Source organism: Christiangramia oceanisediminis (assembly GCF_022570735.2).
GTDB lineage: Bacteria > Bacteroidota > Bacteroidia > Flavobacteriales > Flavobacteriaceae > Christiangramia > Christiangramia oceanisediminis.
Genome location: NZ_JANCNS010000001.1, coordinates 121,312 through 133,369, shown reverse-complemented (window position 1 = coordinate 133,369; position 12,058 = coordinate 121,312). Strand labels below are relative to the sequence as shown.

The 12,058-nt window shown below is 41.2% G+C and carries 12 protein-coding genes; 6 read left to right on the top strand and 6 right to left on the bottom strand.

What is annotated here, in order from left to right:
- Positions 1 to 7: 7 nt before the first annotated feature.
- The gene (locus tag MKO06_RS00645; protein WP_241550407.1) at positions 8 to 523 is read left to right on the top strand and encodes an adenine phosphoribosyltransferase; all 516 of its coding nucleotides are present in this window, start codon (positions 8 to 10) and stop codon (positions 521 to 523) included.
- On the opposite strand, the gene MKO06_RS00640 is transcribed toward MKO06_RS00645, so the two are convergent.
- From MKO06_RS00640 to MKO06_RS00630, 3 genes are all read right to left on the bottom strand, one after another.
- Positions 520 to 639 (bottom strand): SsrA-binding protein, encoded by a 120-nt coding sequence (locus MKO06_RS00640; RefSeq protein ID WP_425248401.1) that lies wholly within the window; start codon positions 637 to 639, stop codon positions 520 to 522. The genes MKO06_RS00645 and MKO06_RS00640 overlap by 4 nt on opposite strands.
- Positions 640 to 767: 128 nt before the next feature.
- A complete protein-coding gene (locus MKO06_RS00635) occupies positions 768 to 2,810 on the bottom strand; it encodes a M56 family metallopeptidase (RefSeq protein ID WP_241550405.1) in 2,043 nt (680 codons plus the stop codon).
- Positions 2,810 to 3,172, bottom strand: coding sequence for a BlaI/MecI/CopY family transcriptional regulator (locus tag MKO06_RS00630; RefSeq protein WP_241550404.1), 363 nt, complete (start codon positions 3,170 to 3,172; stop codon positions 2,810 to 2,812). Before MKO06_RS00630 ends, MKO06_RS00635 begins: the two co-directional genes overlap by 1 nt.
- Before the next feature lie 127 nt (positions 3,173 to 3,299).
- Here MKO06_RS00630 and MKO06_RS00625 point away from each other — a divergent pair, with 127 nt between their 5' ends.
- On the top strand, positions 3,300 to 4,244 hold the full coding sequence (locus tag MKO06_RS00625) for a calcium/sodium antiporter (RefSeq protein ID WP_241550403.1): 945 nt from the start codon (positions 3,300 to 3,302) through the stop codon (positions 4,242 to 4,244).
- A 53-nt stretch (positions 4,245 to 4,297) separates the two neighbouring features.
- Here MKO06_RS00625 and MKO06_RS00620 read toward each other — a convergent pair whose 3' ends face one another.
- Positions 4,298 to 5,323 (bottom strand): glutamine synthetase beta-grasp domain-containing protein, encoded by a 1,026-nt coding sequence (locus tag MKO06_RS00620; RefSeq protein ID WP_241550402.1) that lies wholly within the window; start codon positions 5,321 to 5,323, stop codon positions 4,298 to 4,300.
- Between the two features lie 288 nt (positions 5,324 to 5,611).
- Here MKO06_RS00620 and MKO06_RS00615 point away from each other — a divergent pair, with 288 nt between their 5' ends.
- Both MKO06_RS00615 and MKO06_RS00610 read left to right on the top strand, forming a co-directional pair.
- The gene (locus MKO06_RS00615; protein WP_241550401.1) at positions 5,612 to 7,798 is read left to right on the top strand and encodes a glutamine synthetase III family protein; all 2,187 of its coding nucleotides are present in this window, start codon (positions 5,612 to 5,614) and stop codon (positions 7,796 to 7,798) included.
- 126 nt (positions 7,799 to 7,924) lie between these two features.
- Positions 7,925 to 9,103 carry an AIR synthase related protein gene (locus MKO06_RS00610; RefSeq protein ID WP_241550400.1) on the top strand — a complete coding sequence of 393 codons (1,179 nt, stop codon included), beginning with the start codon at positions 7,925 to 7,927 and terminating at the stop codon, positions 9,101 to 9,103.
- Here the strand turns inward: MKO06_RS00610 and MKO06_RS00605 are convergent.
- Both MKO06_RS00605 and MKO06_RS00600 read right to left on the bottom strand, forming a co-directional pair.
- Positions 9,100 to 9,747, bottom strand: a complete 648-nt coding sequence (locus MKO06_RS00605) for an ATP-binding cassette domain-containing protein (RefSeq protein WP_241550399.1) — start codon at positions 9,745 to 9,747, stop codon at positions 9,100 to 9,102. The two genes, MKO06_RS00610 and MKO06_RS00605, sit on opposite strands and share 4 nt — an antisense overlap.
- The gene (locus MKO06_RS00600; RefSeq protein WP_241550398.1) at positions 9,744 to 10,052 is read right to left on the bottom strand and encodes a hypothetical protein; all 309 of its coding nucleotides are present in this window, start codon (positions 10,050 to 10,052) and stop codon (positions 9,744 to 9,746) included. The genes MKO06_RS00605 and MKO06_RS00600 overlap by 4 nt, the downstream gene beginning before the upstream one ends.
- Before the next feature lie 108 nt (positions 10,053 to 10,160).
- Between MKO06_RS00600 and MKO06_RS00595 the strand changes: the two genes are divergently transcribed.
- Positions 10,161 to 10,859, top strand: coding sequence for a hypothetical protein (locus MKO06_RS00595; RefSeq protein ID WP_241550397.1), 699 nt, complete (start codon positions 10,161 to 10,163; stop codon positions 10,857 to 10,859).
- Positions 10,860 to 10,918: 59 nt separating this feature from the next.
- Complete coding sequence (gene prfA, locus MKO06_RS00590) at positions 10,919 to 11,995, top strand: peptide chain release factor 1 (RefSeq protein WP_241550396.1); 1,077 nt, start codon at positions 10,919 to 10,921, stop codon at positions 11,993 to 11,995.
- Positions 11,996 to 12,058 lie beyond the last annotated feature (63 nt).

The following is a 12,058-nucleotide window of genomic DNA, read 5'->3' as shown; positions in this document are numbered from 1 at the left end:
CATACTCATGGATATTAAATCATTAATAAGAGAAATCAGCGATTTTCCTAAAAAAGGAGTAGCTTATAAAGATATAACTCCGTTATTGATGAATCCCAATGCGATGAATCAGGTAGTTGAGCTTCTATTAGAAAAACTTCCCCACAGGAATATAGACAAGGTGGTTGGAATCGAATCCCGGGGTTTCTTTTTTGGGACCTTGCTTGCCCAGAAATTAAATGCAGGCTTTATCCCGGTACGAAAGCCAGGCAAATTACCGTACAAAACTCACACCGAAACCTATGAACTGGAATATGGAATTGATAGCCTGGAAATTCATGAAGATGCCATCGAAAAAGGAGAAAAGATCTTATTGCATGATGATGTACTGGCTACTGGTGGTACTGCTGCCGCTACCTCGAGGCTTATTGAAAAATGCGGAGGGGAGATCGTACAATGCAATTTTCTGGTAGAACTTGAATTTTTGAATGGAATGGATAGGTTGCGGCGATTCAATAACTTCAGTCTAATCAAATACTCCTAATCGAGGGAGTTTTTGGTCACCCAGAGTTTCCATCCAATGATGGCCTTTTGCATTTTTGTTGCCTTTCTGAGATCCAATTCCTGTTTAGTATAATTGGGAAGTAGTTTTTTATTCATTTTTGCCAGGGTTTTGAATATCGACTTTTTCATCTTAATTCTCTTGATTGGTTATTTACACTGAAAGGTATTAAAAAATAAAAAACCGCTAAAAGCGGCTTTTTATTTAATTTGATGTGTTATTTCAATTAATTCGAGGAAAGTATGAGGCTGCCGCTCTGGCTAATTCCTACTTTGATTGGTGGAATCCCCTCATTAGTGCTCCAGGTCGCGGAGGCAGATTTTCCATCCTTTTTACCGGAAAGAGATATCTCGTTTATTTTTCCTTCCTGATTTCTTTTAATATCTGAAATTTCCAGATCCATTCCGGCTTCTTCCTTTAGCTTTAACTTAAGAGCCTCCAGTTCGGTATCGGTCATTTTATTATGAAGTTCATAAAGTTTTGCCGGGTTGGAATCTGAAGCCTTTTCTCCCGGTTTTTTCATGGTAATGATGATCACCCCATGTTCACCTTTTTCACCATATTCCTTAACCGCGCTTTCACCTTTTAACACCTTCATGGAAGCAATGTTGTTTGGATCGATATTAGATGCCTTAAATCCCCTAGCTTTTATCTCGTCGTCTACAACAAATAATGGTTCCTGGGAAGGATAGCCTATAATTACTTTGGCATCTAGATCGTCGCTTTGGCTAAAATTATCAGGTCTTGAAAACTGTATTGCGTTTAATTCCTCGTTGCCGAATCTCATTTCACGGTGTAGACCTGCTGAATCGTTCTTGTGAATTACAATGGTTCTTGCACCTGCATTATTTAATTGATCACCCGTAATATTATACCCTCGCACGGTTCTGTGAGAAGCAAGTCTACGGTTTTCGGTGTCGAGGTTGAGGTAAGTAGGTTTTCCATTATCTCCCACCATTAAATAGCGACCATTAAAATCTCTTCCTTTGATCTCATCCAATTCTTTATCAAAATTTCGAATGATCTCAGCGTCAGTGATGATGACAGCTCCATTTTTGGCATCTTCACCATATTTTTTCACGGATTCTTCAGAAGGCAACATCTGAAGACCTGATCGCAGCCTAACATATTTATTGCGAAGTTTAGAAGCCTTATAGGTTTTTCCATTTATAACATACAGCGGATTAATACCAATTTGAGATTGATTACTTCTAAATCCAACGGCTTTAACATCAGCTTTCCGCTTCACTTCCGGTGATGGTTCAACTTTTTCAACTTTTATTCTCATTTCCTTATAGCCCTTTGTATTATTCTCGGCAGGATCGATATCTTTAATCACAATGATATCTTTATCACTCGAGGCTCCCACTATTTCGACCTCTGAAACCTGTTCTTTTTCCACTACCTGGGCTTCGGTCTTTACATTAAAAAGAAGCATAAAAGCCAGGACTAAAGGCATTACGAGCCCTAATTTCCAGGCTGGACTATGATTTGATGATTTTTTGTTTAACATAAGTATTCGTTTTTTGATAAATGATTGATAAAAATGATTTGTTAGGGCTGGCTTCATATTGGTCACCGAGACCTTCACCAGGGCATGTTGATATTCTTTGATTTCAGCTTTATGCCGAACGGTTTCCCTGTCGGCAATGAATTCCAGGTTTTGCTCCATGGCCTTTCGGTATAACCAGGTGAAAGGGTTGAACCATAAAAAGCAACTCACCAGGTTGATGAGTAAAATGTCTGCGGAATGGAGCTGCCTTGCGTGAACCTTCTCATGTTCCAGGACCAGTTTCAGTTCTTTATCTGAATGTTTTTCCGGATTGAACACGATGAAATTGAAGAATGAAAATGGTAATTGTTCTTCATATACTTTTAGAAATCGATAACCTGAACTTTTTTCTGTCCTTCCGTTGAAGATAAGCCGAAAAATAGAAGATAATTGAAGGATCAGGCGCAACAGTAAAAATCCCGAAACGATCAGGTAAACAATGCCCGCAACTTGCCACCAGTCTATACTGTTTTCTTCTGTGACAGTGGCGAATTCAAATGGGGCAGGAAGAGCATTTAGATGAGCTGATTGGGCTTCTATATATACCTTTTTTGTGAAATAGATAAGGGGTAATATTAGTGAACCCAGCAGTCCCGCGAGAAAGAATTTTCGGTTTAACTCGAAACTGGTTTCCTGTCTAAGCAGCAAAGCATAGCTAAGGTAAAAGATACTCAGCAGGCCGCCCACCTTAAGGATATAGATTACAAGATCCTCCATTATTTTTGCTTGTTTTCGATGATCTCTAAAATTTCACGCAGTTCTTCAGCACTTATCTTTTCTTCCCTGGCAAAATAGGAAACCACGTTCTTATAGGAATTGTCGAAAAATCTGCTTGTAGCCATGTTCATGAACTGCTTCCTGTACTTTTCCTTGCTCACCACGGGGTAATACTGGTGAGTTTTTCCGTAGGCCTTATGAGCAACATATCCTTTGTCTTCGAGGTTCCTTATTATGGTAGAGACCGTATTATAATGAAGTTTCTGGTCTTTCAGCTCGGGAATCACCTCTTTTACAAAAGCTTTTTCGAGATCCCAGAGCACTCTCATGATTTCTTCTTCCTTATTGGTTAATTTTTCCATAGGTAATGTTTTCATAAATGCTGAGATCAAATATAACGAAAAAAATAGTTAGTAAACTATAAAAGTAGTTGTTTTTTTATCCTGTGTAGTTTTTAACGCAATCCCTATCTTCGCTAAAATTTTTTTCATGAGTATAGTCTATCTGTTAATTGGTTTTGTGTTGCTGGTAGTTGGAGGAGAATTCCTGGTTAGATCTTCAGTGGCATTATCGCTAAAACTAAAAATATCCCGAATGGTGATAGGTCTTACTGTTGTATCCTTTGCGACTTCGGCACCAGAACTTCTGGTGAGTCTGCAGGCAGCCATTGACGGATTTTCAGATATTTCACTGGGGAACGTAATAGGTTCGAATATTGCCAATATCGGTATGGTGTTAGGCCTTACCGCTATGATCTCACCTTTAATGGTAGATCGTGATTTTTACAGGATCAACTGGCCGGTGATGATGGTCTTTTCCATTGTACTTTACTTTTTCCTTAGCAGCAATAACAGCCTTTCCAGGATAGAGGGTATCGCTTTTTTGATTGGGCTGGTGGTTTATCTTTTTGTTCTGATAAAACGATCTAGAAAAAAGGATAAAGTGATCGCAGAGGAAGTTGATGAATCGCTTCGGGAAGTAGGAGGATTTAAAATGACGATCTGGTTATTGATAGGGATCTTCGCGCTTTGGGGCGGATCAGAACTTTTAGTTAAGGGAGCCGTAGATCTTGCGACCCAGTTAGGGATCAGTGAAAGAGTGGTATCTGTGACCGTGATCGCCATAGGAACCAGTGTTCCCGAACTCGCAGCTTCGCTTATCGCAGCGATCAAAAAGGAAAAGGCGATTTCGCTTGGTAATCTTATTGGCTCTAACATTTTTAATATAGCTTCTGTCCTTGGGATTACAGCCATTATTAAACCAATAGCTGTTCAATCTGATCAAATTCTGAAATCGGATATGTTCTGGATGCTGGGGATCGCTTTTGTATTGCTTCCAATGCTGTTGATCCCGAAACATTCAGAGATGGGTCGCAAGGAAGGATTCGTACTGCTTGCCGGTTATTCAGTTTTTATCCTGATGGCTTTTGTATAAAAAAAGACCATCTTTTAGAATGGTCTTTTCTTCTTTTTCATAGTCTGTATGCTTTAAGCGGGAACTGCAATTTTCACAGATTCGACCGTCTTTATGATTCGCGCCGCTACCTTGTATGGATCGGCGTTGGAAGCTGGCCTCCTGTCTTCCAGCCATCCTTTATAACCCTTCTCGACGGTGATAATTGGAATCCTTATTGACGCGCCGCGATCTGAAACTCCGTAGCTAAAGTCTGTGATCGCTGCGGTCTCGTGTTTCCCGGTAAGTCGTTGATCGTTATATTCACCGTAAACTTCAATATGTTCTTTGGTAACCGGCCTGAATGCTTCACAAACCTGGTCATAAATTTCTTTGGAACCTGCAGTTCTTAGAAGAGTGTTCGAGAAGTTACAATGCATTCCAGATCCATTCCAGTCTCCTTTTACTGGTTTAGGATGGTATTCGATATAGTAACCGTATTTTTCGGTTAGCCTGTCCAGTAGATATCTGGCAACCCAAACCTCGTCTCCTGCCTTTTTTCCTCCCTTTGCAAAGATCTGGAATTCCCATTGTCCGCTGGCAACCTCCTGGTTGATACCTTCAAAGTTGATTCCTGCTTCCAGGCATAGATCTGCATGTTCCTCTACCAGGTCTCTACCGTGGGTATTTCGGCCTCCAACCGAACAGTAATACATTCCCTGTGGTCCCGGGTATCCTCCCATGGGGAAACCTAAAGGCAGTTGGGTTTTGGAATCCATGATAAAATACTCCTGCTCAAAACCAAACCAGAAATCCTCGTCTTCATCATCTATGGTTGCTCTTGAATTGGTTTCATGTGGCGTACCGTCAGGATTCAATACTTCAGACATGACCAGGAAACCGTTCTTTCGGGCCGGATCGGGATAGATCGCCACAGGTTTCAAAAGACAGTCTGAACTGCCACCTTCGGCCTGTTTGGTAGATGATCCGTCAAAAGACCAGATGGGGCAATCCTCAAGCTTACCGCTAAAATTGTCCTCGATCTTTGTTTTGCTTCGCATGTTCTGGGTGGGATAATATCCGTCCAGCCAGATGTACTCAAGTTTTGCTTTCCTGCTCATTCCTGTAGATAATTTGATATGAATTTAGAGCTAACTAAAATATTAAATAAAACTTAAACCCCTTTGTTGGCGGGGTATGAAAATGTAAAACAACGTTAATTTTTATGGAGCCCCTATTTTAATAGGGGTAAAATTGAAAATTTAGCATTTTTTAAGGTTGTTATTTTTAAAAATTCAAACCAGATATCCTATATTCGCATCGTGAAGTCGTGCCATCTTATTGATCAACGGCTTTTTATTTTAAATTGAAGTTCAATTAAAAGAACAAACACAACTTAAATATTCTTTATGGGAACATTACGATTTCAAGCATTAAAAGAAACCCTAAATCGAAAGCCGTTAAAAATTGAAGAACCTGCAAGAAGGTCTGAAATTTTTTCTACCAATGTATTCAATGAAACTGTAATGAGACAGTTTCTTACCAAGGAGGCCTACCAGAATGTGACCGAAGCAATGCGTACCGGGAAGAAAATAGACCGGAATGTAGCTGATCATATTTCTACCGGGATGAAGGAATGGGCGATCTCTAAAGGAGTAACTCACTACACTCATTGGTTCCAGCCGTTAACTGGTACAACTGCTGAAAAGCATGATTCCTTTTTCGAGCCTTTAGGCGAAGGTCTTGCCATCGAAAAATTTGGTGGAGGGCAATTGGTACAGCAGGAGCCTGATGCTTCCAGTTTTCCTAGTGGAGGAATAAGAAACACTTTTGAGGCTCGTGGATATACAGCCTGGGATCCTACTTCTCCTGCTTTCATATGGGGAACCACTCTTTGTATCCCAACCATTTTCGTGTCCTACACAGGTGAGGCACTAGATAACAAGACACCATTATTAAGAGCGCTTCAGGCGGTTGATCATGCAGCCACCGATGTAGCCAAATATTTTGATAAAAATGTTAAGAAAGTGAATGCGACCCTTGGGTGGGAGCAGGAATATTTCTTGATCGATTCGGCTCTTGTTGCTTCAAGACCTGATATCACGCTAACCGGAAGAACCCTGCTGGGTCATTCTCCGGCTAAGGGCCAGCAGCTGGACGATCATTATTTTGGATCTATCCCTTCAAGAGCAATAGCATTTATGATGGATCTGGAGATCGAATGTATGAAACTGGGAATTCCTGTTAAGACACGTCATAACGAGGTAGCACCAAACCAGTTCGAGCTTGCGCCGATCTTTGAAGAGGCCAACCTTGCGGTAGACCACAACTCTTTGATCATGGATGTGATGAAGAAAGTTGGTGAAAGACATAATCTTGCCGTGCTAATGCACGAAAAGCCATTTGCCGGGATCAACGGTAGTGGTAAACATAATAACTGGTCCCTTGCGACAGATACAGGTACTAACCTGCTTTCACCGGGATCAACTCCAATGAAAAACCTTCAGTTCCTTACCTTTTTCGTAAACACTATCAAGGCTGTTTATGATCATGAAGAACTGCTAAGAGCTGCTATTGCCAGTGCATCTAACGATCACCGTCTAGGTGCGAACGAGGCTCCACCAGCGATCCTTTCAGTATTCATTGGTTCTCAGTTGACCAAGGTTCTTGATGAACTGGAAAAAGTTACTGATGGTAAACTTTCTCCACAGGAAAAGACAGAACTAAAGTTGAACGTAGTTGGTAAGATCCCTGAGATCCTGCTTGATAATACTGACAGGAACAGGACCTCTCCATTCGCTTTTACCGGGAATAAATTTGAATTCCGTGCGGTAGGTTCTTTGGCGAACTGTGCAAATGCCATGACCGTATTGAACTCGATAGTTGCCAAGCAGCTGAAGGAATTCAAGGTCGAGGTAGATAAGCTTATCAAGAGCAAGAAAATGAAGAAAGATGATGCTATCTTCAATGTTCTTAGAGAATATATCAAGAAGTCCAAGAAGATCCGTTTCGAAGGAGATGGATATGGAGAAGCATGGGAAAAAGAAGCGAAAAAACGTGGACTCAGCAACAACCGTACAACTCCTCAGGCATTGAAAGCCCAGGTAAGTAAAGAGACCATCAAGCTTTTCAAGGATCTTGAGGTAATGAACGAAACCGAGATCGAGGCTCGTCACGAGATCGAACTGGAGGAGTATGCAATGAGAATCCAGATCGAAGGGCGTGTGCTTGGAGATATCGCTCGCAATCACATTATCCCAACAGCGATCAGGTATCAGAACATCCTTATCAAGAACGTTCGCGGATTGAAAGATATCTATGCCGATGATTTTGCAAGACATGCAAAAGAGCAACTGGAGATCATCGAAAGCATTTCAGCTCATATTGCTAAGATCAACTCGAATGTGAACGCGATGATCGAAGCCAGGAAAGTGGCCAATAAGATCGAAGATGCCGAGAAGAAAGCATTTGCATATTGTGATGATGTTAAGCCTTACTTCGACGAGATCAGGTACCACTGTGATAAACTGGAACTTCTTGTTGATGACGAACTATGGCCTTTGGCTAAGTACAGAGAGTTGTTATTCACAAGATAAGTGGATATTCAATTAAAAATAATTCTAAAGCCGCGCTGTAAAGCGTGGCTTTTTTCTTTTAAAATCATTCGATTATTTACCAGAACTCTTTAAAGGTTTTATCTTTGAGGTCTCTAACAAAAAGTCATGAGCAAGGAAGTAAGCAAGCGATATTCAGGAAGAGGTGTTTCAGCCGGTAAGGAAGATGTGCACAATGCGATCAAAAATGTGGATAAAGGCCTTTTTCCGAAGGCATTTTGCAAGATCGTACCAGATCATTTAACCGGAAGCGAGGATCACTGTTTGATCATGCACGCCGATGGCGCCGGTACCAAATCCTCACTTGCTTATATGTACTGGAAGGAAACCGGGGATCTTTCGGTTTGGAAAGGCATCGCCCAGGACGCCCTTATCATGAATATAGACGACCTGCTATGTGTGGGCGCTACTGATAATATCCTGCTTTCTTCCACCATTGGAAGAAACAAGAACCTAATCCCAGGTGAAGTTATTTCTGCAATCATTAATGGAACAGAAGAACTTATTTCAGAATTAAAGGAATTTGGTGTGGAGATACATTCCACCGGGGGAGAAACAGCCGATGTTGGTGACCTGGTGCGAACCATTATTGTGGATTCAACAGTGACAGCCAGATTGGCTAAAAAAGATGTGATCGACAATGCCAATATCAAACCCGGAAATGTGATCGTGGGTCTTGCTTCTTTTGGCCAGGCGAGTTATGAAAAGGAATATAACGGCGGAATGGGAAGCAACGGACTCACCTCTGCGCGGCATGACGTATTTTCAAAGATACTCGCTGAGAAGTATCCCGAAAGTTTTGATAGCTCGATCCCGGAAGAATTAATCTATTCCGGAACCAGGGAGCTTACTGATACAGTGGAGAACAGTCCGCTCGACGCCGGGAAACTGGTGCTTTCTCCAACCAGGACCTATGCCCCGATCATCAAAAAGATTCTCAAAGAAATTGGCAATGATAAAATAGACGGAATGGTGCATTGCAGTGGAGGTGCTCAAACCAAGATCCTTCACTTTATCGATAAGAACCATGTTATTAAGGACAATCTATTTGATACTCCGCCACTTTTTAAACTCATTCAGGAAGAAAGCAAAACCGACTGGAAAGAGATGTACCAGGTTTTTAATATGGGGCATCGTATGGAACTGTATGTAGATGAAAGCATCGCCGATGAGATCATTTCTATTTCAAGGTCATTTGATGTAGATGCTCAAATTATTGGCAAGGTAGAAGCTTCCGGAGCTAAAAAGCTCAGCATTAAAAGCAGGCACGGGGAATTCGAATACTAGTTAATGTATCCAAATTCTTTCAGGTCTTTCCGGGAGTTCACAGGCCTGGAACAACCGTTCTGGATTAGATACATATGGTCACTCATTTCCAGGATCTCCTCGTAAAGATGATCGGTAATTACGATCGCTTTTTTAATCTTTTCCTTGAAAAGCTCGCGTTTGATGATCTCTATATATTTTGGAGATAAATGCGAAAAGGGTTCATCAAGCAATACAAGATCAGACTCCGATTTCAGGCTGAGCCAGATGGCCACTAGTCGCTGTTCGCCACCTGAAAGTTCCTTGATTCGGTGAAGACCATATTTTCTGAATTCTTCAAAATGCTGCAGGAAATTATTCCAGGAAACCCTGTATATTCCGAATAATTTTCTCAAATCTATGTTCTCCGGGAGGAGATCTCCCTGAGGTAAAAATCTGATCTTTCTTTTTCTATAAAGCTTCTCCAGGGTTCCTTTTCCATCGATTCGTACTAATTTATTATTGCAGTTAAGGTTTCCGAAGAAGATTCGAAGCAAACTGGTCTTTCCACAACCATTAGAACCTAAGATACCCGTAATTTGACCTTTTTCGGCCTTTACATAAACCCCGTAAAGGATCTTCCTGCCATTATAGCTTAATTCAACATTATCAAGTTCAAAGGTCATAATAAACTGCGTACAGTTTTGAAAATTAAAAGGCTCAAGATGCTGTCAGCAAAACAGCAAAACGCAAAGAGGAAAACCGGTGTGATCCCGAAATTCTTGTAGAAAACCAGGTTATCTTGTTTGTCTACGTATTCATAGGAAAGCAAAACCAGTCCAATTAGTACAATTTTCATGATCCAGATGACCTCAAATGGCGATCCTGTCAAAGCGATCAAAGCGGTGAGGATCGCCATGGCCACGAGTATTTTCCTGTAAAAAAGGAAGCTCAGCCTTGACTTTAGAGTAAGTGCGCTTAAAAAATGCATAGAACCTGAATTTATGAAAATTATCGAATAGTTGGCTCATTCTGAAATTTCTATTCGTAAAACCACAACCTGCTTTTTTACGTAAGTTTTGTAACCAATCAAAAAATAATGTCTTCAAAAATTAGCTTTTCGGTAACCGGGATCATTCTGGTACTCCTAAATTTCATGATAATTTTACAGATGGACCTGGAGTACAGCCGGTGGGCCAGATTAATAAGTACTACCTGTATTCTTTCAATGCTTCTTTTTTACGGAAACAGGGATAGAAGCCTTTTTACTGCCTTTAGCCTGTTTATCCTGGCGGATATTCTACTGTTTTATTATGAATATGATCTATTCAATGCCATGACCTTTTTAACCAGGATTTCGGCCTATGTCATGTTGATTATTTTAGTGGCTCCAGAACTGAAAAAGCTTCAGGTAAACCTTTTCCAGAAAATCATTTTTCTAACTGTATTCGGTCTTAATTTCGGCATGCTCATCCTGCTTGTTGATATGGTTCCGGCTGCATTTAGGTACAAGGGTATGGACTTCCTTTTTTACCTGTATGGTTTATCTATGATGGGAATGGTGATCGCGGCGATTTCTTATTCTAACCGTTATTCCAGCAGGAAATCTTTTTACTTTACATTGGCCACACTTTGCCTGGTTTTTTCTGATATCAGCTCATTCATTGCCTATTACCTGGATTTTCAACAATTCTATTTTGCAGACAGGTTTTTCTATATCCTGGCCATCATGGGACTGGTAAAATTTTCTGCTTTAAGCGAAAAACACCAGGCGGTTGCAGGGCTGGAAAGGCTTTAGACTTTCTCTTACATTTCATTCAAATTATCGTAAATTTGCTCAAAATTCAGCAAACATATATGTTAGAGAGACTTAATATCGTAAAGCAGCGGTTTGATGAGGTGAACGATTTGATTATTCAGCCGGATGTGATCTCAGACCAGAAGCGATATATTGAATTAAACAAGGAATATAAGGACCTGAAGGCCCTTATGGATGAGCGCGAAACTTATGTGAGCCTCACCGAAAATATAAAGGAAGCCGAAGAGATCATCGCAGACGGGAGTGATCCAGAAATGACCGAAATGGCCAAACTTCAGCTTGAAGAGGCAAAATCTCAATTACCCGAATTAGAAGAAAAGATCAGGTTGATGCTTATTCCAAAAGACCCTGAAGATGCGAAGAATGTGGTGATGGAGATTCGCGCGGGAACAGGGGGTGACGAGGCGAGTATCTTTGCCGGTGATTTGTACCGTATGTACACCAAGTATGTGGAAAGCAGGGGCTGGAAGCATAATATCGTTGACTTTAGTGAAGGCACCAGCGGTGGTTTTAAGGAAATGATCTTTGAAGTGACCGGCGAGGAGGTTTACGGAACCATGAAATTCGAAGCCGGGGTGCATCGCGTGCAACGGGTACCTCAAACCGAGACCCAGGGCCGTGTACACACTTCAGCTGCAACCGTGATGGTATTGCCTGAAGCCGAAGAGTTCGACGTGGAGATCGACCCGAAAGATGTAAGAATAGATTACTTCTGTTCTTCAGGACCCGGAGGGCAGTCGGTGAATACAACCTATTCAGCCGTTCGTTTAACTCACGAGCCAACTGGTTTGGTGGCTCAATGCCAGGACCAGAAATCCCAGCATAAGAACAAGGAAAAAGCATTCAGAGTACTTCGTTCCAGGTTATACGAAATGGAACTAGCCAAGAAGCAGGAGGCCGATGCCGCCAAACGTAATTCGATGGTATCCAGTGGAGACCGAAGTGCCAAAATTCGTACTTACAACTATCCGCAGGGAAGGGTGACCGATCATCGTATCAATCTTACACTTTATGATCTATCCAATATCGTGAATGGTGATATTCAGAAGATCATAGACGAGCTGCAACTGGCTGAAAATACCGAAAAGCTCAAGGAGAATTCAGATATGCTTTAAAGTGATAACCTTTAAGGTCTGACTTCTCAATACTCAATACTAATTACTGAATACTGAATTCTA